The organism is Actinoallomurus sp. NBC_01490, from assembly GCF_036227085.1.
Taxonomy (GTDB): domain Bacteria; phylum Actinomycetota; class Actinomycetes; order Streptosporangiales; family Streptosporangiaceae; genus Actinoallomurus; species Actinoallomurus oryzae.
Map to the genome: position 1 here is coordinate 10,129,199 of NZ_CP109433.1, position 24,512 is coordinate 10,153,710.

At 71.7% G+C, this 24,512-nt stretch carries 24 protein-coding genes; 10 read left to right on the plus strand and 14 right to left on the minus strand.

Going from position 1 to position 24,512, the window contains the following annotated elements; all coding sequences use genetic code 11:
- Nucleotides 1–48: 48 nt before the first annotated feature.
- Nucleotides 49–1,440: a cysteine--tRNA ligase gene (gene cysS / locus OG417_RS46520; RefSeq protein ID WP_329243762.1), complete on the minus strand. Its 1,392-nt coding sequence runs from the start codon at nucleotides 1,438–1,440 to the stop codon at nucleotides 49–51.
- A gap of 79 nt (nucleotides 1,441–1,519) precedes the next feature.
- Nucleotides 1,520–2,284 (minus strand): DUF6585 family protein, encoded by a 765-nt coding sequence (locus tag OG417_RS46525; protein ID WP_329243765.1) that lies wholly within the window; start codon nucleotides 2,282–2,284, stop codon nucleotides 1,520–1,522.
- 271 nt (nucleotides 2,285–2,555) lie between these two features.
- Here OG417_RS46525 and OG417_RS46530 point away from each other — a divergent pair, with 271 nt between their 5' ends.
- Together OG417_RS46530 and fahA are read left to right on the plus strand one after the other, a co-directional pair.
- The gene (locus OG417_RS46530; protein ID WP_329243767.1) at nucleotides 2,556–4,139 is read left to right on the plus strand and encodes a DUF2637 domain-containing protein; all 1,584 of its coding nucleotides are present in this window, start codon (nucleotides 2,556–2,558) and stop codon (nucleotides 4,137–4,139) included.
- Nucleotides 4,140–4,412: 273 nt separating this feature from the next.
- The gene (gene fahA / locus OG417_RS46535; RefSeq protein WP_329243770.1) at nucleotides 4,413–5,618 is read left to right on the plus strand and encodes a fumarylacetoacetase; all 1,206 of its coding nucleotides are present in this window, start codon (nucleotides 4,413–4,415) and stop codon (nucleotides 5,616–5,618) included.
- A gap of 246 nt (nucleotides 5,619–5,864) precedes the next feature.
- On the opposite strand, the gene ispF is transcribed toward fahA, so the two are convergent.
- The gene (gene ispF, locus OG417_RS46540; protein WP_329243773.1) at nucleotides 5,865–6,326 is read right to left on the minus strand and encodes a 2-C-methyl-D-erythritol 2,4-cyclodiphosphate synthase; all 462 of its coding nucleotides are present in this window, start codon (nucleotides 6,324–6,326) and stop codon (nucleotides 5,865–5,867) included.
- A gap of 25 nt (nucleotides 6,327–6,351) precedes the next feature.
- Nucleotides 6,352–6,834, minus strand: a complete 483-nt coding sequence (locus OG417_RS46545) for a CarD family transcriptional regulator (RefSeq protein ID WP_285568317.1) — start codon at nucleotides 6,832–6,834, stop codon at nucleotides 6,352–6,354.
- Between the two features lie 284 nt (nucleotides 6,835–7,118).
- On the opposite strand from OG417_RS46545, the gene OG417_RS46550 reads away from it, so the two are divergent.
- Nucleotides 7,119–7,844, plus strand: a complete 726-nt coding sequence (locus OG417_RS46550) for a hypothetical protein (RefSeq protein WP_329243776.1) — start codon at nucleotides 7,119–7,121, stop codon at nucleotides 7,842–7,844.
- A gap of 403 nt (nucleotides 7,845–8,247) precedes the next feature.
- Complete coding sequence (locus tag OG417_RS46555; protein WP_329243779.1) at nucleotides 8,248–9,144, plus strand: hypothetical protein; 897 nt, start codon at nucleotides 8,248–8,250, stop codon at nucleotides 9,142–9,144.
- A gap of 184 nt (nucleotides 9,145–9,328) precedes the next feature.
- Here OG417_RS46555 and OG417_RS46560 read toward each other — a convergent pair whose 3' ends face one another.
- Both OG417_RS46560 and OG417_RS46565 read right to left on the minus strand, forming a co-directional pair.
- The gene (locus OG417_RS46560; RefSeq protein WP_285568311.1) at nucleotides 9,329–10,015 is read right to left on the minus strand and encodes a response regulator transcription factor; all 687 of its coding nucleotides are present in this window, start codon (nucleotides 10,013–10,015) and stop codon (nucleotides 9,329–9,331) included.
- Nucleotides 10,012–11,193: a sensor histidine kinase gene (locus OG417_RS46565; RefSeq protein WP_329243782.1), complete on the minus strand. Its 1,182-nt coding sequence runs from the start codon at nucleotides 11,191–11,193 to the stop codon at nucleotides 10,012–10,014. The genes OG417_RS46560 and OG417_RS46565 overlap by 4 nt, the downstream gene beginning before the upstream one ends.
- A gap of 166 nt (nucleotides 11,194–11,359) precedes the next feature.
- Here OG417_RS46565 and phoU point away from each other — a divergent pair, with 166 nt between their 5' ends.
- Nucleotides 11,360–12,025: a phosphate signaling complex protein PhoU gene (gene phoU, locus OG417_RS46570; RefSeq protein ID WP_329243784.1), complete on the plus strand. Its 666-nt coding sequence runs from the start codon at nucleotides 11,360–11,362 to the stop codon at nucleotides 12,023–12,025.
- Nucleotides 12,026–12,084: 59 nt separating this feature from the next.
- On the opposite strand, the gene OG417_RS46575 is transcribed toward phoU, so the two are convergent.
- Complete coding sequence (locus OG417_RS46575) at nucleotides 12,085–12,315, minus strand: VOC family protein (RefSeq protein WP_329243787.1); 231 nt, start codon at nucleotides 12,313–12,315, stop codon at nucleotides 12,085–12,087.
- Nucleotides 12,316–12,373: 58 nt separating this feature from the next.
- Here OG417_RS46575 and OG417_RS46580 point away from each other — a divergent pair, with 58 nt between their 5' ends.
- Nucleotides 12,374–12,715, plus strand: a complete 342-nt coding sequence (locus tag OG417_RS46580) for an antibiotic biosynthesis monooxygenase family protein (RefSeq protein ID WP_329243789.1) — start codon at nucleotides 12,374–12,376, stop codon at nucleotides 12,713–12,715.
- Between the two features lie 208 nt (nucleotides 12,716–12,923).
- Here the strand turns inward: OG417_RS46580 and OG417_RS46585 are convergent, their stop codons facing one another.
- The 5 genes from OG417_RS46585 to mshA form a co-directional block, all read right to left on the minus strand.
- Nucleotides 12,924–13,334, minus strand: coding sequence for a cupin domain-containing protein (locus OG417_RS46585; protein ID WP_329243792.1), 411 nt, complete (start codon nucleotides 13,332–13,334; stop codon nucleotides 12,924–12,926).
- 198 nt (nucleotides 13,335–13,532) lie between these two features.
- Nucleotides 13,533–14,279, minus strand: a complete 747-nt coding sequence (locus OG417_RS46590) for a phosphoglyceromutase (RefSeq protein WP_329243795.1) — start codon at nucleotides 14,277–14,279, stop codon at nucleotides 13,533–13,535.
- An 81-nt stretch (nucleotides 14,280–14,360) separates the two neighbouring features.
- Entirely contained in the window at nucleotides 14,361–15,173 is an 813-nt protein-coding gene (locus OG417_RS46595; RefSeq protein ID WP_329243799.1) for an SAM-dependent methyltransferase, read from the minus strand.
- 91 nt (nucleotides 15,174–15,264) lie between these two features.
- Nucleotides 15,265–15,759 (minus strand): YbjN domain-containing protein, encoded by a 495-nt coding sequence (locus OG417_RS46600; RefSeq protein WP_329243803.1) that lies wholly within the window; start codon nucleotides 15,757–15,759, stop codon nucleotides 15,265–15,267.
- 188 nt (nucleotides 15,760–15,947) lie between these two features.
- Nucleotides 15,948–17,210: a D-inositol-3-phosphate glycosyltransferase gene (mshA, locus tag OG417_RS46605; RefSeq protein WP_442875620.1), complete on the minus strand. Its 1,263-nt coding sequence runs from the start codon at nucleotides 17,208–17,210 to the stop codon at nucleotides 15,948–15,950.
- A gap of 102 nt (nucleotides 17,211–17,312) precedes the next feature.
- Here mshA and OG417_RS46610 point away from each other — a divergent pair, with 102 nt between their 5' ends.
- Nucleotides 17,313–18,074, plus strand: a complete 762-nt coding sequence (locus OG417_RS46610) for an SDR family NAD(P)-dependent oxidoreductase (protein WP_329243808.1) — start codon at nucleotides 17,313–17,315, stop codon at nucleotides 18,072–18,074.
- 19 nt (nucleotides 18,075–18,093) lie between these two features.
- Complete coding sequence (locus OG417_RS46615) at nucleotides 18,094–19,026, plus strand: class I SAM-dependent methyltransferase (RefSeq protein ID WP_329243810.1); 933 nt, start codon at nucleotides 18,094–18,096, stop codon at nucleotides 19,024–19,026.
- A 118-nt stretch (nucleotides 19,027–19,144) separates the two neighbouring features.
- Here OG417_RS46615 and OG417_RS46620 read toward each other — a convergent pair whose 3' ends face one another.
- Nucleotides 19,145–19,654 (minus strand): O-acetyl-ADP-ribose deacetylase, encoded by a 510-nt coding sequence (locus tag OG417_RS46620; protein ID WP_329243813.1) that lies wholly within the window; start codon nucleotides 19,652–19,654, stop codon nucleotides 19,145–19,147.
- A 140-nt stretch (nucleotides 19,655–19,794) separates the two neighbouring features.
- On the opposite strand from OG417_RS46620, the gene OG417_RS46625 reads away from it, so the two are divergent.
- Nucleotides 19,795–21,948: a protein kinase domain-containing protein gene (locus OG417_RS46625; protein ID WP_329243816.1), complete on the plus strand. Its 2,154-nt coding sequence runs from the start codon at nucleotides 19,795–19,797 to the stop codon at nucleotides 21,946–21,948.
- Complete coding sequence (locus OG417_RS46630; RefSeq protein ID WP_329243819.1) at nucleotides 21,948–24,047, plus strand: serine/threonine-protein kinase; 2,100 nt, start codon at nucleotides 21,948–21,950, stop codon at nucleotides 24,045–24,047. Before OG417_RS46625 ends, OG417_RS46630 begins: the two co-directional genes overlap by 1 nt.
- Nucleotides 24,048–24,072: 25 nt before the next feature.
- Here the strand turns inward: OG417_RS46630 and OG417_RS46635 are convergent, their stop codons facing one another.
- Nucleotides 24,073–24,291: a hypothetical protein gene (locus OG417_RS46635; protein ID WP_329243821.1), complete on the minus strand. Its 219-nt coding sequence runs from the start codon at nucleotides 24,289–24,291 to the stop codon at nucleotides 24,073–24,075.
- Nucleotides 24,292–24,512 lie beyond the last annotated feature (221 nt).

The window sequence follows — 24,512 nt, forward strand, 5'->3', positions numbered from 1 at the left end:
GTAAGCCTCTCGAACGTTACGTCCCCGGACTCCTGCCCACCAACCGTCTCAGGAGCGCTTGAGTTCCCAGCGCGGACCGCGTGGTGTGTCCTCGATGATGACGCCGGCGGCGGCGAGACGGTCGCGGATCGCGTCGGCGGCGGCGTAGTCCTTGCGGGTGCGGGCCGCCTGCCGCTGTTCGAGCGCCACCGAGACGAGCGCGTCGACGACGTCGCTGAGGTCGTCGCCGGCGCTCTCCCACTGCGGCGACAGCGGGTCGAGGCCGAGGACGCCGAGCATCGCGCGCAGCTCGCCGAGGACGCGGACGAGGGCGTCCTTGTCGCCGGCGGCCATCGCGGTGTTGCCCTCGCGGACCGACTCGTGCACGACGGCGAGCGCCTGCGGCACGCCGAGGTCGTCGTCCATCGCGTCGGCGAACGCCTGCGGAACCGCGCCGGCCTCGACGCGCCCGGCCATCTCCACGGCGCGTACGACGAACGCCTCGATGCGGCGGTACGCGGCGGCGGCGTCGTGCAGGGCCTCGTCGGTGTAGTCGATCTTCGAGCGGTAGTGCGCCGCGCCGAGGTAGTAGCGCACCTCGGCCGGGCGTGCCTTGTCCAGCAGGTCGGACAGGAGCACGACGTTGCCGACGGACTTGCTCATCTTCTCGCCGGCGACCGTGAGCAGCCCGTTGTGCATCCAGTAGCGGGCGAACCCGTCGCCGGCGGCGGTGGACTGGGCCAGCTCGTTCTCGTGGTGCGGGAAGATCAGGTCGACGCCGCCGCCGTGGATGTCGAAGGCCGGGCCGAGGTACTTGGTGGCCATCGCCGAGCACTCCAGGTGCCAGCCGGGACGGCCCGGGCCCCACGGCGTCTCCCAGCTCGGCTCGCCCGGCTTGGCGCCCTTCCACAGCGCGAAGTCGCGCGGGTCGCGCTTGCGCTCGTCGCCCACCGAGTCGCCGGCGGGCCGCATGTTGTCGAGCTTCTGGTTCGACAGCGAGCCGTACCGGTCGGCCCAGGACAGCACGTCGAAGTAGACGTCGTCGCCGACGTTGTAGGCGTGTCCCTGCTCGATGAGGCGCCGCATCAGCACGATCATCTCCGGGACGTGCCCGGTGGCGCGCGGCTCGACGGTCGGCGGAAGGCAGCCGAGCACGTCGTACCCGCGGTTGAACACGCGCTGGTTCGCCTCGGCGACCGCGAACCACGGCACGCCCGTCTGCGCGGCGACGTTGATGATCTTGTCGTCGACGTCGGTGACGTTGCGGACGAAGGTCACGTCGTACCCGGAGGCGAGCAGCCAGCGGTACAGCAGGTCGTACGTCACACCGGAGCGCATGTGTCCGATGTGCGGCGCGGCCTGCGGTGTGGCACCACAGACGTACACACCCGCCCGGCCCGCCGTCAGCGGGACGAAGTCGCGGATGGTACGGGTGCCGGTGTCGTAGAGGCGCAGGCTCACGCGTAAAAGGCTATTCGATGCGGGTCGGCGCCCGGCACGGAAATCCACATTGTTGGCGGATCCCGGACGCCGGCGATGCTCATTCCGTACGGGCCTGCCGCACGTAACGCGCCAATTCACTGAAGGCCACGGCATTCGGGACCTCCCCGGCCGTGGCCGTCATGCCGGCCAGCCGGTCGCGCCGGTCCACCCGGACCATGCCGTTGCTGATCTCCACCTCGGCCACGTCCTGCCAGGGCACTCTGTCCCCGTCCTTGGCGATGCCCTCGCGGGAGAGCGCGAACGGCCCGAAGCGCACCTCGCCGCCCGTCTCGATCCGGGACATGTACTTGGGCAGCAGGCGCTCGGTCACGGCCGCCGACACGGTCTCCACCACGTCCTGGACGCGAGGGAACTCCGGGCCCAGGACCGCCTCGGTGCCGTCGTCGCGCACCAGCGCGCAGCGCCAGCTGACCGCGTCCGCCGAGCCCATCCGCACGCCGGAGACGCGCAGCTCGCGGATGGCGTCCCAGGTGAACGCGGTCGTGTCGCGCCTCGTCACCAGGATCAGGCCGTTCTCGTAGACGTACAGCATGCGGCCGTACCCCGGCAGCACGTCGCGGACCAGGACGCGGCCGGCGGCGCCGAGGTAGCCGGCGGTCAGCAGGACGCTGAGCACCGTGGCCCAGCCGAACCCGTGGATCAGGAACCGCACGGCGAACGGCAGCAGCACGAGGCCGGGCAGCCCGAGGAACACCAGCCACGTGCGAGAGCGGGGATTGACGGTGCGGGGATCATGCACGCTGTGCAGGTCTCCGAGCCGTTGATCCTTCGCGAGGCTGTCGATGGGGGAAGGGGGAGTCACGTCTCTCAAGGGGACACCAGATCACAACCGTGGCCGACAGAACAACACTAATGCTCGCAAACCAACTAGCCGACCGCCGGAAGCGGCACAACATACTTTCGGCCGGGCTTCCGAGGGGCGCACCACGGGTATGCCGTCGGTGGCGAGCGTGGCCGGCGGGTGGCCGCCCTGGGTTCAGGCGGCGACACGCGGTCCGCGCTCACCCCGAGATCCGTTGGATACGGCCAAGATGGTGTCACCCCGTACGCCCTGATGGTTGGCTGCCTCCCAAATGACAATCACCCCCGCGCAATATTCGAAGGCACAGCGACGGCTCCTCACCACGCTCGGCGGCCTCGGCGTCGCCGCGCTGGCCGCGGGCACGTTCGTGCTGTCCTATGACGACCTTCGGCTGCTCGCGCTCCGCGGCGGCGCCGCCCGGCACTGGGCGTTCCTGTACCCCGGGATGCTCGACGGCCTGGTCGTCGTGATCATCCTGGCGATCCTGAGCGCCCGGCGGTCGGGCTGGTTCTCCCGCGCGGTGCGCTGGCTGCTGCTCGTGATCCTGATCGCGGGCGCCGGCGCGGCCGGCGTCCAGCGTGCCGTCAAGGGGTACGCGGTCCTGCCGGACACCCCGATCGACGTCGGTGTCGCCGTGGCGCCCTGGTCGATCCTGATCCTCGCGGTGTGGCTCTGGATCGCCATGATCAAGCAGGTGCTGAGCCGGCGGACACGGCGCTCGCGGCGCGGCGAGCCGGCCGAGGCCTCTGAGCCGGCGCCGGCCGCGCCGGCCGCGCCGTCCGCTTCCGAGGCGGAGGCCGTGCCCGCGACCGTCGTGGACGGATCGATCATTCCTGGCCTGGGCGGGGAGACGCGCCCGCTGCCGCGCCCGGCCTCCGTACGGGAGCTGGAGCCCGTACGCGAGCCCGCGCCGCCCGCGACCGAGGAGAACCCCTGGGAGGCCGCGCGCCTCGATCCGGAGCCGTGGGAGGAGGACACCGAGCCGGTGCCGGCGGCGTCCTCCGCCGAGCAGCGCGAGCCCGCGGCGTGGGACGCGCTGTCGACCGGGTCCTCCCCGGAGACGGCGCGTCCGCCCTCCGCCGAGGACGGCCCCGGCGCGTGGAACGGATTCGGCGCACCCGCGGCCGATGAGTCCTGGCCCCCCGAGCCGGGCGACGACGGCGCCGACTCCTCGTCGAGCGGCCCGGCCACCGGGTCCTGGAAGCTCGCGGAGCCGGGCGAGGCCCCACCCGGCCGTGCGGCGGACGAGCCCGCCGCCGGCGGGGAGGCGAGCGACGCGGAGCCGGGCGGCTCCGTTCCACCGTCGTGGGACGGCGGAGAGGCCGCGGGCGACGACGCAACGGCCGATCAGGGGGCTGAGCCCGCCTCGCCGGAGGCGCGCGACGACGAGTCCGAGCCTGAGGACGAGGCCGACGAAGAGCCCGCTCCCCTGCTGCCGCCGCTTCCCGGCCGGGCCGCGGCGGGTCCGGAGAGGCCCACCGGGCGCGCCGCGTCACCGGCCGTCGCGCCCGCCGAAGACGCGACCGAGCCCGAATCCGACGTGGAGGCACCCGTGAACGACACGCCCGCCCAGCCCGCCGAAGAGGAGCCCAGACCCCGCTACGTCGCCCGGACGTCACTGCCGACCGACGTCAGGCTGGTCGGCCCGAAGCCCCGGACGCCCCTCGCCGACACCCAGCCGGACGGGATCAAGCTGCCGGTCACCAAGCCGGACGGCATCCCGATCGTGACCACACCCCCGGACGACGAGCACGACACCTACGCCGACGAACGCGCCGAAGACCCGGAGGCCGGCATGGAGTCGAACCCGCCGTCGAGCAAGTTCCGCAGCGGCCCCACCCCACCCCGCGGCTGACCCCGGCGAGCGATCGCATCGAGTCCCGGCGGCGAGGACGCGGCCCGCATACGGCCGCGACCGACCGCGCAACGCCTCTGGCGAGCACCGGCGATCGGCAGGTTCGGGCGGTGACCGGCCGGTGCACGATCCCGTCGTAGGACAGTCGGCTCTGAGACGGGCCGAACCTTATGGCGGCGGCGTTCCGGCCGGCATCGGCGCCCGTGGCCGAGCATGTCCGCAATGCGCCGTGGCGGCTTGGTGAAAGCCGGGCTGAGGGGGAACGCTGAGGAGATGAGAACCTGGGTGCCCGTGCCTGAGGGCAGCGGCTTCGGAGTGAACAACCTTCCGTACGGCGTGTTCTCCCAGCGGGGTGAGCTTCCCCGGGTCGGTGTGGCGATCGGGGAGCAGGTGCTCGACCTGGCCGAGCTGGCGGCGTCCGGACTGCTCGCCGACCGGCGGTGGTTCGCCGCGGGATCGCTGAACTCCTTCATGGCCGCCGGACGCCCGGTGTGGCAGCCGACGCGGGATCGCATCATGACCCTGCTCACCGACATTTCCTACCGCGACGAGGTCGAGCCCGCTCTGTATCCGATGAGCGACGTCGAGCTGCACATGCCGTTCACGGTGGCGGACTATGTCGACTTCTACTCCTCGCGCGACCACGCGACGAACCTCGGGCGGATCCTGCGGCCCGGGGACGAACCGCTGCTGCCGAACTGGACCCGCCTGCCGGTCGGCTACCACGGCCGCGCCGGCACGGTGGTGCCGTCGGGCACCCCGGTCGTACGGCCCAGGGGGCAGCGCAAGGGCGAGCCGGAGCCGGTGTTCGCGCCGACGGCGAAGCTCGACGTCGAGGCCGAGGTCGGCTTCGTGATCGGGGTACCGTCGGCGCTCGGCCAGCCGGTGCCGACGGGCGCGTTCCGCGACCATGTGTTCGGTTTCGTGCTGGTCAACGACTGGAGCGCGCGCGACATCCAGGCCTGGGAGTACCGGCCGCTGGGCCCGTTCCTGGCCAAGTCGTTCGCGACGTCCGTCTCGCCGTGGGTGGTCCCGGTCGACGCGCTGGAGGCGGCCCGCGTCCGCCCGCCGGCGCAGGACCCCGAGCCGCTGCCGTACCTGCGCTGCGACGAGCCGTGGGGCCTGGACCTCACCCTGGAGATCGAAGTGAACGGCCACGTGGTGAGCCGACCGCCGTTCGCCGAGATGTACTGGACGGCGCCGCAGCAGCTCGCCCACGCGACCGTGAACGGCGCCGCTCTGCGCACGGGCGACCTGATGGCCTCGGGCACGGTCTCGGGCCCGAGGCGCGACCAGCGCGGCAGCCTCATCGAGCTGACATGGAACGGCACCGAACCGCTCGAACTGCCCGACGGCACGAAGCGCGTCTTCCTGGAGGACGGCGACACCGTACGCATCACCGCCACGGCACCTTCCCCGGACGTCGACCCGATCGGCTTCGGCGAGGTGATCGGCACGATCTACCCGTCCCCCACCTGACCGGAGCCACGCCGCGGCCGAGCGCCGCCGCCGTACGGCCGTGAGACGGCCGAGCCCGCCACCGACGGGCGACAACCGCCGGGAGACCCGGCCGTGGCCGTTCCGCCGCCCTCAGACGGCGGTGAGGCCGCAGACGACCGCGCGGGCAGGCGCCACCCGAACACCGCCGAGCAACGCGATCCCCGCCCGCCTCAGCCATGACTCTGCGGTCCGGCTGTACGGCCTCGGTCGGCGTCTCTCCGGCTCTTAGCGGTAGACGAGGGCGGTGGCGACGGCGGCGATGCCCTCGCCGCGGCCTGTGAGGCCCAGGCCGTCGGTCGTGGTGGCCGAGATGCCCACCGCCGCGCCGCCCAGGGCCTCGCTCAGTGCCTTTTCCGCCTCCTGGCGACGGGGGGCCACTCTTGGGCGGTTGCCGATGATCTGGACGGCCACGTTGCCGATCGTGTACCCGGCCTCCTCCAGGCGGCGGTGGACCTCCTGGAGGAGGGTGACGCCTGAGGCGCCCGACCAGCGTCTGTCGCTCGTGCCGAAGATGGCGCCCAGGTCGCCCAGGCCCGCGGCCGTCAGCAGTGCGTCGCAGATCGCGTGGGCCGCCGCGTCTCCGTCGGAGTGACCTTCCAGGCCGTCGCCCTCACCGGGCCAGTCGAGGCCGGCGAGCCGGAGCGGGCGACCAGAACCGAACGGGTGGACGTCGACACCGACGCCCACCCGTGGAAGAAGCGTGACCAAACCTCTAGCCCGCGAGGACTTCGTCGAGCAGCGCCTCGGCCTTGTCCTCGTTGGTCTTCTCGGCCAGCGCCAGCTCGCTGACCAGTATCTGCCGCGCCTTGGCCAGCATGCGCTTCTCGCCGGCCGACAGGCCGCGTTCCTTGTCGCGCCGCCAAAGATCACGGACAACCTCAGCGACCTTGTTGACGTCGCCGGACGCGAGCTTCTCGAGGTTCGCCTTGTAGCGCCGCGACCAGTTGGTGGGCTCTTCGGTGTAAGGTGCCCGCAGCACCTCGAACACCCGCTCCAGCCCTTCCTGGCCTACGACGTCACGAACGCCGACGAGCTCGGCGTTCTCCGCAGGGACACGAACTGTGAGATCGCCCTTGTCGACCTTCAACACCAGGTAGGTCTTGTCCTGACCCTTGATGGCACGAGTCTCGATGGCTTCGATCCGAGCAGCCCCATGATGGGGGTAGACGACAGTGTCGCCGACCTTGAAAGTCATGTGACAAGTACCCCTTCCGCTATGGATAGGGTAGCACGCTGCGCGGACCCTCTGAACCGCCGTTCTCGACATATGCGCAGGTCAGCACGGTAATTAGGGTATTGACAAAGGTTGAATCGCGTGCAATAGGCGCACCTGCGGATCGGATTGGCCCGCACCGCGCACACAGCGGCGGAAGCGGCTCATACTGGAGGTGGACGGATCCGTAGCGGGTCGCCCGCCCCTGCGTCGCGGGGTCTCGGCGCCCGCACGCGACCACAGCGGTCCGAGAAGGTAGGTGTGGCGTGGGGCTTCACGGCGACCATGACGACTACGGGCTGCCCAAGGTCGACGTCGTCGTACCGGACGACGCGCGGGAACTCGATCGTGACGTCATCGCGTACCGACGGGAGCTGCGGCAACAGCGCCGTCGCGAGCGCTGGCAGCGCATCGGCCGGCCCTTCACGCGTTACGGCATCGCCGCCCCCTTCATCGCGAGCGCGGTGCTCATCGCCCTCATCAGCGGCGTGTTGATGACCGTCATCTCCCCCCGTCCGGGCCCGCGGGCGATCCAGGTGCCACCGACGGGGCCGCAGCGCTTGCGTCCCGGCGACGTCGGCGGCGGTCTGCCCGCCGGCAATGTGATCTACCGCCATAAACCCGTTCCGGTGACCGAACTCATCAATGTCGCCGGAGTCGTCCTGGTCGTACCCCGTGAGTGCGGATGTGACGCAGTTGTGCAGGGCATCATCCGGCAAGCCGGAGACCAGCGGCTTCAGGTATGGCTCATCGCGGACGACCGCTCGGGCAAGGACGACGACGCCGATGTGGCGCGTCTCGCCGCGAGCGCCCCGCCCGGTTCCGCCCTTCTCGCCGACGACCCCGACCGGGTCCTCTCCTCCACGTACCGGGCCACCGGGCTGACCGCGGTGCTCGTCCGCACCGACCGCATCGTCCGTAAGATCCTCAAGAACCTCCAGACGGGCCGCGACATCACCGCCGACCTCCGCCCCCTCCAGACGCCGAGCTGACCCGAGCCGCCTTGGGCCGGCGCCTGGGCCGCCCCGGACGGATGCCGAGGCCGCCGCCGGGCCAACGCCTGAGCCGTCCAAGGACCGGCACCCGAGCGCCCGGACCACCCGCCCCGAGCCGACGCTGAGCCGCCGCCAGGACACGCCCGTGCCACCTCTGGGGCGCCCCGGCCGACGCCCGAGCCACCTCCGGGTGACGCCCCCTGGCCGCGGACCGCGTGGGCCTCGTTCGTGGCGCCGTCCGGGGGCGGCTCTCCACGGTGGGCGGGTCTCGGGCGGTCCGCCGGAGGCGCCGTGCTCGGCCCCCCGCGTTCCTCCCTCGCGGCTAGCGCTACGCTTCCGTGTGGCGTTTCGCGCGCCTGTCGAAACATCCCGGAATAACCCGCAAGGAGAGTAGGCCGCCGTGAGCCGCAACAGCCGCCGGGCGCTCGCCACCGCCGTCGTCGGCGTCTTCGCCATCGCCCCGCTGGTGACCGCTTGCGCCGCCGGACGGCATCCGCAGAGCGCGATGCCCACCCAACTGGCCGAAGGCGTCAACGCCTCCGTGCACGCGCTCGACGTACGCAACGCGTTCGTGCTCGGGCCCGCGCCGGGCAAGAAGCTGGCCGCCGGTGGCGACGCTCCGCTCTACGCGTGGTTCGCCAACAACGCGGCGTCCCCGGACCGTCTCATCGCGGCCGAGGCCCCGGGCGTGGCCCAGTCGGTGCAGATCGCCGGCGGCGCCCTCACCCTGCCTCCGGGCCGGCTCGTGAACACGGTGGAGAAGCCGGGCACCACGCCGTCGTCCCCGGCCTCGAGCCCCACGCCCACCCCGCCGAAGACCCCCGCCAAGACCCCCGCCAAGACTCCGGGCAAGACGGCGGGCCGCACCCGTACGCCGAGCGGGGGCGACGCCCCGAACACCACCAGCACGCCGCCGCAGAGCCCGCTGACGCCCGCGGCCGGCACGACTCCGACCGGCTCCACCCCGACCGGCGCCACGACGCCGACCGCGGCGCCCTCGGCGTCGTCCACGCTGATCCTCAAGGGCCTGGCAGGGGACTACTCCGGCGGTGAGACGGTGCGCGTGACCCTGCACTTCCAGCAGGCGGGCACGCTGAACCTCACGCTGCCGGTCGTGCCCTGGAACGGCTACTACTCGACGTACTCCCCGGCGCCGGCCGCACCGCCGGCCCCGCCGGCCGCGCCGACCATGAAGCCGCAGTCCACGCCGCCGGGTTCGACGCCCACGGCCACGGCCGCCAAGGCGCACAAGACGAAGAAGACGCGGAAGAAGGCCGCGGCCACCCCGTCGGCCTGAGGGCCCGCCCGGGACCCCGCCGCACGGCGGGCACAGGTCCCCGAGCGGTCGCTGAGACAACTGAGAGCCCCGCCCGTCGCCGAGCGACAGGCGGGGTTCTCACGCGATCCGCGGGCGCTCGTACGCAAAGGCGGCGCGCGTCTCCGTCCCGCGCCGCCTCCGCGGCATCACGGGACGGAGCGGCTCACTCGTCAGGCTCGAACTTGTAGCCCAGGCCCCGTACGGTGATGATGAAGCGCGGCGTCGAGGGGGCCGGCTCGATCTTGGCGCGCAGCCGCTTGATGTGGACGTCGAGGGTCTTGGTGTCCCCCACGTAGTCCGCGCCCCACACCCGGTCGATGAGCTGCATGCGGGTCAGCACCCGGCCGGCGTTGCGGAGCAGCACCTCCAGCAGCTCGAACTCCTTCAGCGGAAGCGGCACCTCACGGCCCGAGACGGTGACGACATGGCGTTCGACGTCCATGCGCACCGGCCCGGCCTCGAGCGTGGGCGGGGCGAGCTCCTCCACGTCGCCGCGGCGGCGCAGCACGGCGCGGATGCGGGCGACGAGCTCACGTGAGGAGAACGGCTTGGTGACGTAGTCGTCCGCGCCCAGTTCGAGGCCGACGACCTTGTCCACCTCGCTGTCCTTGGCGGTCAGCATGATCACTGGGACGTTGGACTTGGTGCGCAGCTCCCGGCACACCTCGGTGCCGGGCAACCCGGGCAGCATCAGGTCGAGCAGGACGAGGTCGGCACCGGCGCGGTCGAAGGAGTCGAGGGCGTCGGGTCCGGTCGCCGCGACGGCGACCTCGAAGCCCTCCTTCCGCAACATGTACGACAGTGCGTCGCTGAACGACTCCTCGTCTTCCACGACGAGCACTCGAGTCACTGGGGGGCCTCCCGTACGGTGGCTGGCTCAGGGGTTTCCTTCGCGATCGCGGAGGTTGTCAACAACGGCAGGCGGATGGTGAACGTCGATCCGGAGCCTTCCTTGCTCCAGACGTTGACCTCGCCTCGATGCCGGGTCGCGGCGTGTTTGACGATGGCGAGCCCGAGGCCGGTGCCGCCGGTCTGGCGGGACCGCGCCGGGTCGACCCGGTAGAAGCGTTCGAAGATGCGCTGCAGGTCCGCCTCCGGGATGCCGATGCCCTGGTCGGTCACGCTGATCTCCGCGTGCCGCTCGTCGGCGAGCCGGGTGCAGACGACCACGCGCGTGTGCTCGGGGCTGTAGGCGACGGCGTTGTCGATGAAGTTGCGCACCGCGGTGATGAGCAGTTCTTCGTCGCCGTGCACCTTGAGCCCCTCGCGGCCGCCGATGGCGAGGGTGATGTCCTTGGGCTCGGCCTTGAGCCGGCAGCGGTCCACGGCTTCGTGCACGACGTCGTCGAGGAACACGACCTTGGGTTCGGCCACCGGCTCGCCGCCCTGGAGGCGGGACAGGGTGATCAGGTCCTGGACGACGTTCGTGAGGCGTACGGACTCGTGCTGCATGCGCTTGGCGAAGCGGCGCACGGCCTCGGGGTCGTCGGCGGCGTCCTCGATCGTCTCCGACAGGAGCGAGAGCGCGCCGACCGGCGTCTTGAGCTCGTGGCTGACGTTGGCCACGAAGTCGCGGCGGATCGCCTCGACGCGGCGGAGCTCGGTCAGGTCCTCCGCGAGCACGAGGACGAGGCCGGTCGTGCCCATCGGCGCGACGCGGACCGCGAACCAGCGGCCCTCCCGCCGGCCGTGGATGACCTCGATCTCCTCCTCGCGGATCTCCCCGTCGCGGCGTACGAGGCGGGCCATGGCCAGGAGGGCGTCGACGACGAGCCGATCACCGCTGACGAGACCGAAGGCACGCGCGGCCGAGCTGGCCCGCAGGACGCGGTCCTGGCTGTCGATCACCACCGCGGACGAGCGCAGGACGCTGAGCACCGAGGCGACGCCCGGGGGAACGCCCGCGGACTGCGTGGGAGGGGCGACGGGGCGCTGGGCACGCTCGCTGACGCGCACGGCCAGGGCGGTCACCAGACCGGTCACCAGGCCAGCGGCGCCGGCAAGAGTCGCGACAACCTCCACATCCACATCTTGGATCGTAGGCGGGGCGGTGACCAGGTCTGACCCCGCATGCGCCTACCTGCAAGGACGTTCGCGCAAAGTTAACCTGCCCCTCCACAGTCGTTCACGGCGGAGGACCATCCTGCTATGCGGATAGAACTGCCTGTTGAGCGCCAAAACCGTAAGGAATCACATGCGAGACGCTTACCACGAGGAGCTGGACGGTCTCTCCGACAAGCTCGTGGAGATGACGCGGCTGGTGCGGTCGGCGATGGCCCGCGCCAGCACCGCCCTGCTCGACGCCGACCTGCGCCTCGCCGAAGAAGTGATCAGCGCCGATGAGCACGTCAACAAGATCGAGACGGACATCGAGGAGACCGTCTTCGACCTGATGGCCCGCCAGCAGCCGGTCGCCAGCGACCTGCGGACCCTCATCACCTCCCTGCGCATGGCCGGTGACCTGGAGCGGATGGGCGACCTCGCCGTGCACCTGGCCAAGACCGCGCGGCGGCGCCACCCCGAGTCGGCCATTCCGCCCGAGCTGCACGCGACCGTCCTGGAGATGGGCCAGATCGCCGAGCGCATGATCGCCAAGGCCGGCAGCGTGATCGCGTCGCAGGACGTTCAGATGGGCCTGGAACTGGACGCCGACGACGACCAGATGGACCGCCTCCACCGCCGGCTGTTCGACACGATGCTGTCGCCGAAATGGAAGCACGGCGTGGAGCCCGCCGTGGACATCTCCCTGGCCGGGCGCTACTTCGAACGCTTCGCCGACCACGCGGTGCACGTCGCGGAAGACGTCGTCTACCTGGTCACCGGACAGCACCCCGAAGACATCGGCGACATCGCGGACTGACCCCCCGTACGCGAGGGGCCCCGGCGACCACCGGGGCCTTCTTCGTCTTCCTGGCCGGATCACCAGCCCTCCAGGAAGAGACAGAACCGGTGCCCGTGCGGGTCCCGCATGACCCGGACGCCCTCCGGCGCCGGCTGGTGCTCCTCCACCGTCGCCCCCAATGCCGCGGCCCGCGCCACCTCGGCGTCGAGGACGTCGAGGTGCGCCTGCATCTGCTGGGTCCCGCGGCGCGGCGGCCAGACCGGCGGGACGTGGTCCGGTTCGAGCCGGAAGCTCAGGCCGGCCCCCATGACCACTTCAACGTCACAAGTCCGGGACGTGTCCGGTCTTTACGGCATGAGGCAATCCTTGGAGTCGACGACCGGCGTCGATGAGCCGGTCACCGTGATCAAGAACTACGCCGTGCCGGCGGACGAAGCCGAGTATTTCGTCGAGGTGTATCGGGAGAACGCCCGGATCATGTCGACCCAACCCGGTTTTCTCCGCTCGCGCCTGCACAGGGCGCTCGCCGAGGCGCCTGAGGCGCGGTTCGTCCACATCGCCGACTGGAGTTCGGGCACCTCGCTCGACAAGGCCACCGCCAATCCCGAGTGGCTTGCCTCCCTGCGACGCATGTTCGACGATCCCGGCCTCCACATCACCTCAGAACCCACCGCCTATCGCGTCGCCGTCGAACTTCACCCCTCCTGACCTCGGCCGCGCAGACGGCCCCACAACCACAACGGCCCTCTCATCTGCGACAGAGTCGCAGATGAGAGGGCCTTTCCGTGACCGTCCTGGAAATGGGCCAGATCGCCGAACGCACGATCGCCAAGGCCGGCAGCGTAACCGCGTCGCAGGACGTCCAGGCGCGGTCATCGGCGTCACCGCCGGCCGCCCATCGGCGTTCTGGCGGTCATCATGGCCGGGGGACCCGTAGGTGTCGTCGTTCGGCCAGTTCCTCCGCGCTGACCACGGTCAGGACCGGGGTGCCGGGTGGCGCGAACATGGTCACCACCAGCTGCGACTGCGCGTCCGGCAGGTTGTTGGCGCCCTGGATGTGGATCACGTCTCCCCCAGGCTCGAACACGGCGTCACCGGCCTTGAGCACCCTGGGCGGCTCCCCTTCCAGCTCGAAGAGGATCTCGCCCTGGGTCACGTAACCGAAGAGCGGCCCGGGGTGACGGTGCGGCGGCGCGCCGGGGTCACCGGGCGGCAGGGTGACCCGGACGGTCCTGGCCTCGGAGCCGGCCGGAATCCTCGCCGCCGCCTCCGGCAGGGTCGTGATCACCTCAACGCCTGGGGGCAGTTGTGGGTGCTCAGCGCTCATGTCTTCCTCCAAACAGGGATTGTCCGAAGTAACGACAAGACGGACTCCCCGTTCGTGACAGCCCCGCCCGGGTAAGGGCCGGAGGCGGCGCCTCCGCACGAGAGCACGACATGCAGGCCCTACGGACGGCCCAGAGACACGAACGGCCCTCTCACCCGCGGCGGAAACGCGGGTGAGAGGGCCCTTCCGTGATCAGGACTACTTCTTGCCCTGGTTCTTGACCGCCTCGATGGAGGCCTCGGCGGCCGCCGGGTCGAGGTACTCGCCGCCCTTCTTGCGCGGCTCGAAGTCGTCGTCGAGGTCGTACAGCAGCGGGATCCCGGTCGGGATGTTCAGGCCCGCGATGTCCTCGTCGGAGATGCCGTCGAGGTGCTTGACCAGCGCGCGGATGGAGTTGCCGTGCGCCGCGAGCAGCACGGTCTTGCCCGAGGCGAGGTCCGGGACGATCGCGTCGTACCAGTACGGCAGCAGCCGGTCGACCACGTCCGCGAGGCACTCGGTGCGCGGGATGAGCTCCGACGGCAGGAGCGCGTAGCGCGGGTCGTCGACCTGGGACAGCGGGTCGTCGTCGGCGATCGGCGGAGGCGGCGTGTCGTAGGAGCGGCGCCAGGTCATGAACTGCTCCTCGCCGAACTCCTCGAGCGTCTGCTTCTTGTTCTTGCCCTGCAGCGCGCCGTAGTGCCGTTCGTTGAGCCGCCAGGACCGCCGGACCGGGATCCACAGCTGCTCCGCCGCGTCGAGCGCGATGTTGGCCGTACGGATCGCGCGCTTGAGCACCGAGGTGTGCACGACGTCGAGCTTCAGGTCGGCGTCGAGCAGCAGGTCGCCCCCGTTGACCGCCTCTTCCTCGCCCTTCTCGGACAGGTCGACGTCAACCCAGCCGGTGAAAAGGTTCTCGGCGTTCCAGACGCTCTCTCCGTGCCGGAGAAGTACCAATGTCGCCATAGCCAGCGAGCCTACTGGGTCGGCCTTCTCCGCCGGAGCACGCGGGTCGCCCATCGGCGCGCGGCTCGCCGCCGCGAAGGCTCAGGCCTTGCGGGCGACGCCGGCCAGGAAGTACGGACGGCGGTACTTCTCGGCGATGCGGCGGGTCTCCACCGAGTCCGGGCGCCACTGGGCGACGTTGACCACGCCGGGTTCGAGGAGTTCGAGGTCGCCGAAGAAGCCCCGGATCCGGTCCGGCGTACGGGGCAGGATGGGGGTCGTGGAGTGGCGGTAGACCTCGGTGACGCCGGGGACCGACGCGGGAAGCGCGTCGCCGCAGACGTGGCTCAGCACGAGGTGGCCGCCCGGCGGCAGCGCGTCGCGGAAGCGCGCCACGATCGCCTCGGGGTCGTCGGTGTCGGGGACGAAGTGCACGATCGCCACCAGCAGGATCGCGATCGGCTGGTCGAAGTCGAGGCGCTTGCGCACCTCGGGGTCGTCCAGGATGTCCTCGGGGCGGCGCAGGTCGGCCTGGACGATGTCGACGTTCTCGTTCCCGCCGAGGATGGCGCGGCCGTGGGTGAGCACGACCGGGTCGTTGTCGACGTAGACCACGCGGGCGTCCGGAGCGACGCTCTGGGCCACCTCGTGGACGTTGTTCTGGGTCGGCAGCCCCGTGCCGATGTCGAGGAACTGCCGGGTGCCGGTCTCGGCCAGGTGGCGTACGGCGCGGCCCATGAACGCCCGGTTCTGCTGGGCCGCGAGCCGGATCTGCGGGGCGAACTCCAGGGCCTTCTCGGCGGCCTCCCGATCGGAGGCGAAGTTGTCCTTGCCGCCGAGGTAGTAGTCGTACATCCGGGCGACGTTGGGGGTGCTCAGGTCGACCTCGCGTGGTTCTCCGGCCCGGTCCTCCATGATGTACCCCCCGTCCGTTGGCTCACGGACAGAACTTAACCACCACTCGCCACATTCAGTAACGGAACCGTACAGAAAAGTGAAACGCGTTTCAATCGGCTGCGCCTGGGATGATCCGGGCGAACGCCTGGAGGTTGGCGAGGCTCTCCCCGCGCTTGACCCGCCAGTCCCACTCCCGCTGGATCGAGCCGGCGAACCCGATCTCCAGCGCGCGGTCGAAGTTGTCGTCGGAGTAGGTGAGCACGCAGCCGAGGATCCGGTCGATCTCCTCGGGCGTCACCGCCGACAGGGGAAGCCGGCCGACGAGGTAGACGTCACCGGTCTGGTCCAGCGCGAACGCCACGCCGTACATCCCGCCGTTCTTGCGGAGCAGGAAACGGTAGAACTCCTCGTGGTTCTCGTCCGGCTGGCGGCAGAAGAACGCCTCGACGTGCAGGCTGTGCTCGCCGGCGACGAGCCACGTCATCGTGGCGAGCTTGTGCTGCCCGGGCAGCTTGACCAGGTAGGCCCCGGGACGCGGCCGTTCGTACTCCAGCCCCTGGTCGTCCAGGATCGCCTTGAGTGAAGCATCCACGGCGCCGTCCATGAGACCTCCTTCGCCCCACCCCGCGGAAACATTCCGCGGGCTCCATGTTTCCCCGGGGACCCCGGGAGAGCGGAGAGACCAGGTGAGCTCGCCGATTCACTCGCTTCGCTCGCTCGTGATCGCTCCTCAGGTCGCTCTCGAAAGCCACCATCATCCACGACGCGGACCGACGCCGACGCGGCCGGAACCTACGCCGAAGCGGCCATCGCCCGCTCTCCCACGGCCTGCGTGTAGACCTCCAGCAGCCGGTCGACCGTCGTCTGCCAGCCGAACGCCCGGCTGTGCCGTACGGCGGCGCGGGACATCCGGCGCAACCGCCGCGGGGCGCTCAGCAGGTCGGCCAGCACACGGGCGTAGTCGGCCGGGTCGTGTCCGCGCACCAGCATCCCGGACTCGCCGTCGCGTACGGCCGTCCGCAGGCCGCCGACGCCGGCCGCGACCACGGGCGTGCCGCACGCCTGCGACTCGACCGCGACCAGCCCGAAGGACTCACTGTGGGACGGCACGACGGTGACGTCGGCCGCGCGGTACCAGTCGGCCAGCTCGGCCTGGGGGCACGGCGGTTCGAAGCGCACGATGTCGGCCACGCCCAGGCGCGTGGCGAGTTCGACCAGCTCCGTGGGGCGCGTACGGCCCGAGCCGCTGGGGCCGCCCACGACGGTGACGAGCAGGCGTTCGCGCAGCCGCGGGTCGCGCTCCACCATCGCCGCCGCGGCGCGGACGAGCACGTCCGGGGCCTTCAGCGGCTGGATGCGGCCGACGAACAGCAGCACCGCGCGGTCCCGCGGCACGCCGAGGCGGTGGCGCGCCTCCTCGGTGTCCTCCGGCGTGAACGTGCCCAGGTCGACACCGGGCAGGACGGTCTGCACCTGGTGCGGGCCGGCGTCGTACAGCGTGCGGAGCTGGTCCGCCTCGTCGGCCGTGTTGGCGATCAGGCGGTCGGCGCTGTCGACGACCCGCTGCTCGCCCAGCACCCGGCCGAGCGGCTCGGGCGTGTCCCCCTCGGCGAGCGCGGCGTTCTTGACCTTGGCGAGCGTGTGCATCGAGTGGACCAGCGGGACGCCCCAGCGCATGCGCGCGGCGTGGCCCGCCTGCCCGGAGAGCCAGTAGTGAGAATGGATCAGGTCGTAGTGGCCGGGCTCGTGGGCGGCCTCCGTACGCAGCAGGCCCGAGGTGAACGCGCACATCTGGCGCGGCAGCTCGGTCTTGTCGAGTTCCTCCAGCGGCCCGGCGGTGACGTGCCGGACCATCACGCCGGGCGCCAGCTCGACGTCCGGCGGCAGCGCCCGCGAGGTGGCCCGCGTGAACAGGTCGACCTCGATGCCGCGCTCCGCCAGCCGCCTGGCGACCTCGACGATGTAGACGTTCATTCCCCCGGCGTCCCCCGTACCCGGCTGGTCCAGGGGCGACGTGTGAACGCTGATCGTCGCCACCCGGGCAAGACGTGACACGGACACCACCTCCGATAAGAGAACCTATCCACCGCAATGCGACATTCCCCCGCCGGGTGTCCCCGGTCGGCCACTCCGCAAACGGCTGCGATGATGGCTCCCGTGCGTAAGACAGCAGTGGTGACCGGGGCGAGCAGCGGCATCGGCGCGGCGACCGCGCGCAGGCTCGCCGCCGACGGGTTCGACGTCGTACTGGCCGCGCGGCGGCTCGACCGCCTCGAAAAGCTCAAGGTGGAGATCGACTCCGCGGATCCGGCCGGGCGCCGTCCCGCCGCGGTCCACGCGCTGGATGTGACCTCGGCGGAGTCGGTCGCCGCCCTCGCCGAGGCCGTGCGCCGGTGCCACGTGCTGGTCAACAACGCGGGCGGGGCGTTCGGCCTGGACCCGGTCTCGGCCGCCGACGCCGACGACTGGCAGCGCATGTACGACACCAACGTCCTCGGCCTCATGCGGATCACCAAGGCCCTGCTGCCGAAGCTCATCGACAGCGGCGCCGGCCACATCGTCAACATCACCTCCCTCGCCGGGCACGCGGTGTACGAGGGCGGCGCCGGCTACACCGCGGCCAAGCACGCCGCGGCGGCGGTCAACGACACGCTCCGGCTGGAGCTGTACGACCAGCCGGTGCGGGTCACCGAGATCGCGCCCGGCATGGTGGCGACCGAGGAGTTCTCGCTGGTCCGCTTCAAGGGCGACGCGGAGAAGGCGGCCAAGACGTACGAGGGCGTGGCCGAGCCGCTGGTCGCCGACGACGTCGCCGACTGCGTCGCCTGGGCGGTGACCCGGCCCGCGCACGTCAACATCGACCGCATCGACGTCAAGCCGCGCGCCCAGGCCGCCCCGCACAAGGTCCACCGGGTCTGAGAGACCCCACGCGCGGCGCATGGCCGGGGTACGGCGTCCCGAGGGGACGATCACACGCGGCAAGACGGCCCCCAACCGGCTGCGGCGGGTCGACCGCTGGATCGTCCGCGTCCACGGCCCGCGGCTGCGCCGCCAGGAGCGGCCGCTCGTCGTGGACCTGGGGTACGGCGCCTCGCCGATCACCACCGTCGAGCTGTTCGGGCGGCTCCGCGCGGTGCATCCACGGGTCGAGGTCGTCGGCGTCGAGATCGACCCGGAACGCGTCGCGGCGGCCCGGCCGTACGAACGGGAGGGGCTGTCGTTCCGGCTCGGCGGCTTCGAACTGCCGGTCGGACGGCCGCCGGCGCTGATCCGTGCGTTCAACGTGCTGCGACAGTACGAGGAGGCGGAGGCCTGGCACGCCTGGGACCGGCTCTGCGGGGGCCTGGCTCCCGGCGGCGTGCTCGTGGAGGGCACCTGCGACGAGATCGGCCGCCGCGCGGTGTGGGTGACGCTGCACGGCACGGACGGTGGAGCGCCGGGGGTTCCGGCGCCGCGTGACCCGGCGGAGGGCGCCGGTGCCCGGGGAGCGTCCCGGCGCCGCGGGCCGGGAGAACGACGGACGGCGCTCCGCCCGCGCGCCGGCGTACCGCAGATGATCACGTTCGCCGCGCACCTCGCGACGCTGTCCCGCCCCTCGGAACTGACCGAGCGGCTGCCCAAGACGCTGATCCACCGCAACGTGCCCGGAGAGCCGGTGCACGCGCTGCTGACCGCGTTCGACCGCGCGTGGGCCACGGCGGCACCCCGGTCGGTGTTCGGCCCCCGCCAGCGGTGGATCGCGGCGGTGGAACTGCTCTCCCGCGAGCTCCCGGTGCACACCGCCCCGCCGCTCGGCGGCCGCGGGCGGTGGCGGCTCGGCGAGGTGACCGTGCCCTGGTCCGCCGTCGCTCCCCGGCCGGGCGGCCTCTGACCAGGAGTCAGCGGGTTTCGGTCGCTGACCGGCGGTGGGACTCACCGGGCCGGCGCGCCTTCGACGGGCGCGACGCCGCCGTTCGGATGCCGGGGCCGTGGAAACCCCGACTGCCGCGTCAGGGGTTCAGCGCGCGGGCGAACGCCGCGTAGACGTCCTCGCTGAACAGCACGAACCGGGCCTCCTCCACCCGGGACTCCGTCTCGCGTACGGTACCGACCGCGATGCGGGCCGCGTCGTCGAGCGGCCAGCCGTAGATGCCCGCCGAGACCGCCGGGAAGGCGACGGTGCGGGCGCCCAGCTCGGCGGCGACCCGGAGCGACTCGCGGTAGCAGGAGGCGAGCAGCGCGGACCGGTCCTCCGACTCGGCGTACACCGGCCCGACGGTGTGGATCACCCAGCGGGCGGGCAGCCGCCCGGCGGTCGTGGCCACCGCCTGCCCGGTCGGCAGGCCCCTGCCGTACTTCGAGGCCCGCAGCCGCCGGCACTCCTCCAGGATCTCCGGCCCGCCCCTGCGGTGGATCGCCCCGTCGACTCCCCCGCCGCCGAGCAGCGAGGAGTTCGCCGCGTTGACGACCGCGTCGGCGTCCTGCTCCGTGATGTCCCCCAGGACCAACCTGATGCGCATGCGTCCGAGGACTATCACGGTGGGAGGCCGCTTTCATCGGGATTCGCTCCTCACGGCAGCGGCGCCGCCTCTTATGAACAGTGATATCTGTTTGCTTGTTAGGCTGCGTTTCCGAGCCTGATCCGCGCTGGAGGACGTGAGTGCATCCGCTTCAGGCCGGCGACCCCGGCTGGATCGGCGAATACCGGTTGCTCGCCCGCCTGGGTGCCGGCGGCATGGGAACGGTCTTCCTCGCCCGGTCTCCGGGTGCCCGGCTCGCCGCCCTCAAGCTCGTACGGCCGGAGTTCGCCGCGGACGAGGGATTCCGTGCGCGGTTCCGGCGGGAGATCGCCGCCGCCCGCAGGGTCAGCGGCCTCTACACCGCGCCCGTGCTGGACGGCGACGCCGACGCACCGCTGCCCTGGCTCGCCGTCGGCTACGTGGCCGCCCCGACGCTGGCCGAGGCCGTCACCGCCACCGGCCCGATGCCGGAGGCCGGGCTGCGCTCGCTGGGCGCCGGGCTGGCCGAGGCGTTGCAGGCCGTCCACGCGGCGGGCCTGATCCACCGCGACCTCAAGCCGCGCAACATCCTGCTGGCCGACGACGGTCCCAAGGTCATCGACTTCGGCATCAGCAAGGACGTCGACGCGTCGCGGCTCACCGGCACCGGGAGCCTGGTCGGGACACCGGCGTTCATGTCGCCCGAGCAGATCACCGACAGCGCGGGCATCGGGCCGGCGTCCGACGTGTTCTCCCTGGCGGGCGTGCTGGTCTACGCGGCCACCGGGGCCGCCCCCTTCGGCGCCGTGGACTCGGCCTCCCTGCTCTACCAGGTGATGTACGGGGAGCCCCGGCTGGACGGGGTGCCCGCGTCGCTGCGCGGGCTGCTGGCCGCCTGCCTGGACAAGGAGCCGGCCGGCCGCCCGGAGCTGCCCGCCGTGCTGGAGGCGTTCACCCCCTCCGACCCGGCGGCGCTCATCTCCCCCGCGCTCCGCCGGGAGGTGGCGGCCCGGGAGGCGGAGGCCGCCGCGGTGTCGAGCGGGCCGGTCGCCCCGCCTCCGCCGCTGCCGCGACCGGACGAGACGGCCGCGGGCGGACCGAGCCGACGACGCGTCCTGGGCCTGGCCGCCGCCGCGACCGTCGCGGTCGCAGGCGCCGGCGGCGGCGCCACGGCGTGGGCGCTGACTCGCCGGAGCGCGAAACCCGTCAGGCCGGCACCCCGCGCGACCCGCCTCGTGGCCGCACCCACCCCCGCCTGGATCCTGGCCTGGCCCGGGGATCTCGCCGACGGGCTGGGGCTGAGCGTCGCGTCGGCGGGCGGCATCCTGGTGTGGCGCGGGCACCAGGGGTTCTGCGGGGTCGAGGCCGCCTCGGGGCGTCGGCTGTGGACCCTCGACCGCCCGACCGGGGGCACCTTCTTCATCCCCGGCTACCAGGTCTTCGGGAACACGATCTTCGGTCTCGGCCCCGCGAACACCTCCCAGGCGAACACCATCTTCGTCATCGACGCGCCGACCGGGGCCGTCAGGTCGATCGAGCTGCCCGGCGACGTCACGGAGCTCGTCGACACGTACGGGGTGATCGGCAACACGGTGTTCGTGGGTGCGCGCGTGCGCCACACCGGCGAGCAGACGACCGTACTCGCCGTGGACATCGGCAACGGGCGGGTCCGGTGGCGCTTCCCCTCCGACTCCGACTCGGTCTCCGGCGTCGCCGACGGCGCCTCGCTGTACGTCATGACCTCCTCGAAGATCTTCGGCCTCGACGCCGCCACCGGGGCACGGCGGTGGACCCACACCTGGTTCACGGGCGATCTGAACAGGTCCAAGGCGTACCCCCTCAAGCTCGGCAACGACCGGCTGTTCTTCGGCGCCACCGGCGACGGCAGCTTCCAGGCGATCGGCACCCGCGACGGCACCCTGGCGTGGAAGAAGCCCGCCGACGACGCCCAACGCCCCGTGCTGCCCCTGGGGCCGGCCATGGTGATGGTCGGAGGGAAGGGGTTCTACGCCTACGACCAGGCCACCGGGGCACTCCGCTGGCAGCAGACCTCCAGCCCCGTCGAGCTCGACTACCTGCCCGGCTCGTCCTACGGTGGCTCCTCCCGCCTTCTCGCCGCGACGTTCACCGGCAGCTCGAACGCGGCCCACGTCACCGAACACGCGGGCTTCTTCGCCGCCGGCACCGGCGACGGACCGGCGTGGACGCACTGGGGACCGGCCTACGACAGCGGCGAATGGGGCCTGGCGGTGTCCGGGTCGACGGTCTACGCGACCGACAACAAACGGTTGTACTGCTTCCGGGCGGGCTCCTGATGGCGGCCGCCGATCCCGAACGCATCGGCCCGTACCGGCTGCTGCGGCGGCTGGGCGAGGGCGGGATGGGCCGCGTCTACCTGGGCGCCTCGCCCGCGGGCCGGGCCGTGGCCGTCAAGGTCGTACGGCCGGAGCTGGCGGGCGACCCGATGTTCCGCGCGCGGTTCCGCGCCGAGGTCGAGGCGGCGCGGAAGGTCAGCGGCGCCTTCACCAGCCCGGTCGTGGACGCCGACCCGGACGGATCCGTGCCCTGGCTGGCGACCGCGTACGTGAACGGGCTCAGCCTGAAGGACGCCGTCGAGCGGTACGGTCCGATGCCCGAGCCGGTGCTGCGGACGCTCGGCGCCGGGCTCGGCGAGGCGCTGATCGCCATTCACCGGGCGGGACTGCTGCACCGCGACCTCAAGCCGGCCAACATCCTGCTGGCCAAGGACGGTCCGCGGGTCATCGACTTCGGCATCAGCAGGGCCTCCGACGGCACGCGGCTCACCTCCGAGGGCCAGGTCATCGGCTCGCCCGGCTACATGTCGCCCGAACAGATCCGCGGCGAGGACCTGACTCCGGCGGGCGACGTGTTCGCGTTCGGCGCGGTGCTGGCCTTCGCCGCCACCGGCCGCCCGCCGTACGGCACCGGGCCCGTGCACACCGTCATCCACCGGACCCTGCACGAGTCGCCCGACCTGGACGGCGTACCTCAGTCGCTGGTGGCGATGATCGCCGCCTGCCTGGGCGCGGACCCCGGACGTCGCCCGCCCGCCGTGCTGCTGCCCCGGCTCCTGGCCGCCCGGCCGGTGGCGGACGGCTGGCTGCCCGACGGCATCGACCGTGAACTCGAGCAGCGCGAGCACACTCTCGTGCTGGACCTGCGGGCCGTCGCCCGCGCGCGGACACGACGCCGGCTGCTGCTGGGCGGAGCCGCGGCGGCCGGCCTCGTGGCGGCCGGCGGCGGCACCGCGGCGGCGCTGGCGGCGACGTCCCGGGGCGGGCACGCGCCGTCCGGCCCCAGGTTCCTGTGGCGCGCCACACTGCCCGTCGGCAACGACACTCTGACGCCCCAGATCTTCGCCCGTGCGGTCGTCGTCTTCGCGTCCACCAGGAGGTCGTCGGCCTACGACGCGGCCACCGGACGGAGCCTGTGGTCGGCCTCGACGCACGACTTCGCCACCGACGACACCCTCATCTACGCGCCGTCCGCCAAGGACGGTGACATCGTCGCGATGGATCCCTACTCACGCGCGTGGCGCTGGAACCTTCCCCTGCCGCCCGGCTTCACCGCGCAGGATCTGGCCGGACCGGCCGACGGGTTGCTCGCCCTGGTCGGCGAGGACGGGACGGTCATCGGCCTCGACGCTCGTACCGGCAGGCGACGGTGGACCCACGACGCTCCGTCGACGACCCTGATCAGGGGATTCCATGGTGGCGGCCTCATCGCCATGTCCGGCGGGGACACCGACGCCGAGATGCGCCTCTTCGCACTCGACGGCGGGACCGGCGCGGTCCGCTGGAACCGCCCGTACCCCGGAATGAGCATGGTCTTCCTCAGCACGGGAGACCTGGTCTTCGGCAACCCCACCGGAAACACGATCGAGGCCCTGTCGGCCACCACCGGCCGGACGTTCTGGACCGCCGACGTCGGTGAGATCGGGGATCTCACGGTGGCGAACGGGACGGTCTACGTGCGCGGCACCGTGCTCCACGCCCTGGATCTGGCCACCGGACGGCAGAAGTGGGCGTACCAGCCGGTCGTGCCGGGAGACCAGGAGCGCACCTCCCTGGTGAACGACGGACGGGCCTACGTCCTCGACAACCGGAACCTGATCGCGCTCGACGCCCGCACCGGACGCCGCCTCTGGTCGGCCGGCACCCCCGCGGACGACACCGCTCCCCTGATCGCCGCCGGCGGGCTGATCTGCACCGGAGTGGCCGCCACCACCGGGGCGGGCCTGTACGGCTGGAACGCGGCCACCGGCGAGCTGGCGTGGAACCACCCCGTGGCGTCTTCGGACATCGCCGACCACTGGATTCTGACCGCCACCGGGCCCGTCCTGACGGCCGTCCAGAACATCACCCTGATGGCCTTCCGCTTCGGCCGCGCCTGAATAAAATCTCGTCGCGATAGCGATTTCATCCGGTATATAGTCGCCACCGAAGATCGGTAAGCGATTTCCACCGGCCTTGATCCGATTTTCGATAACGGCCCATCGTCATTTTCTCAAGAGGGCCGCTGTCACGATCAGGCCATTGGCCGCAGACGGTCAGCCTCCGCGCGGCGACCGCATCGGCACCGCCGGTGACGAGCGCCAGACCCGGGACGGCGGGGCCGTCGGCGTTCAGCCAGCCCACAGGCAAATCCGCACGGGATTCCCCAGCTCACCGTGTTTCGGACACCACGCCAAGGCCGACATAAGTGAATTTTCGTTTACCGCAAGAACGCGAAACTTGGTTACTGTGACCGCACTTGTCAGGTGACTTAACACCAGCAACCACCACAGGAATCCTGAATCGGACGTAGTGGGCTGCGTCGCGTGACGGATTCCGCGTACCGGCGGCCCACGCACCATTCC

What these genes read in the sequence shown, in the direction of transcription:
- OG417_RS46530 (WP_329243767.1), top strand. Translation starts at nt 2,556, where the DNA reads ATGACAATCACCCCCGCGCAATATTCGAAGGCACAGCGACGGCTCCTC.
- fahA (WP_329243770.1), top strand. Translation starts at nt 4,413, where the DNA reads ATGAGAACCTGGGTGCCCGTGCCTGAGGGCAGCGGCTTCGGAGTGAAC.
- OG417_RS46545 (WP_285568317.1), bottom strand. Translation starts at nt 6,834, where the DNA reads ATGACTTTCAAGGTCGGCGACACTGTCGTCTACCCCCATCATGGGGCT.
- phoU (WP_329243784.1), top strand. Translation starts at nt 11,360, where the DNA reads ATGCGAGACGCTTACCACGAGGAGCTGGACGGTCTCTCCGACAAGCTC.
- OG417_RS46575 (WP_329243787.1), bottom strand. Translation starts at nt 12,315, where the DNA reads ATGGGGGCCGGCCTGAGCTTCCGGCTCGAACCGGACCACGTCCCGCCG.
- OG417_RS46585 (WP_329243792.1), bottom strand. Translation starts at nt 13,334, where the DNA reads ATGAGCGCTGAGCACCCACAACTGCCCCCAGGCGTTGAGGTGATCACG.
- OG417_RS46590 (WP_329243795.1), bottom strand. Translation starts at nt 14,279, where the DNA reads ATGGCGACATTGGTACTTCTCCGGCACGGAGAGAGCGTCTGGAACGCC.
- OG417_RS46595 (WP_329243799.1), bottom strand. Translation starts at nt 15,173, where the DNA reads ATGGAGGACCGGGCCGGAGAACCACGCGAGGTCGACCTGAGCACCCCC.
- OG417_RS46600 (WP_329243803.1), bottom strand. Translation starts at nt 15,759, where the DNA reads ATGGACGGCGCCGTGGATGCTTCACTCAAGGCGATCCTGGACGACCAG.
- OG417_RS46615 (WP_329243810.1), top strand. Translation starts at nt 18,094, where the DNA reads ATGGCCGGGGTACGGCGTCCCGAGGGGACGATCACACGCGGCAAGACG.
- OG417_RS46620 (WP_329243813.1), bottom strand. Translation starts at nt 19,654, where the DNA reads ATGCGCATCAGGTTGGTCCTGGGGGACATCACGGAGCAGGACGCCGAC.
- OG417_RS46630 (WP_329243819.1), top strand. Translation starts at nt 21,948, where the DNA reads ATGGCGGCCGCCGATCCCGAACGCATCGGCCCGTACCGGCTGCTGCGG.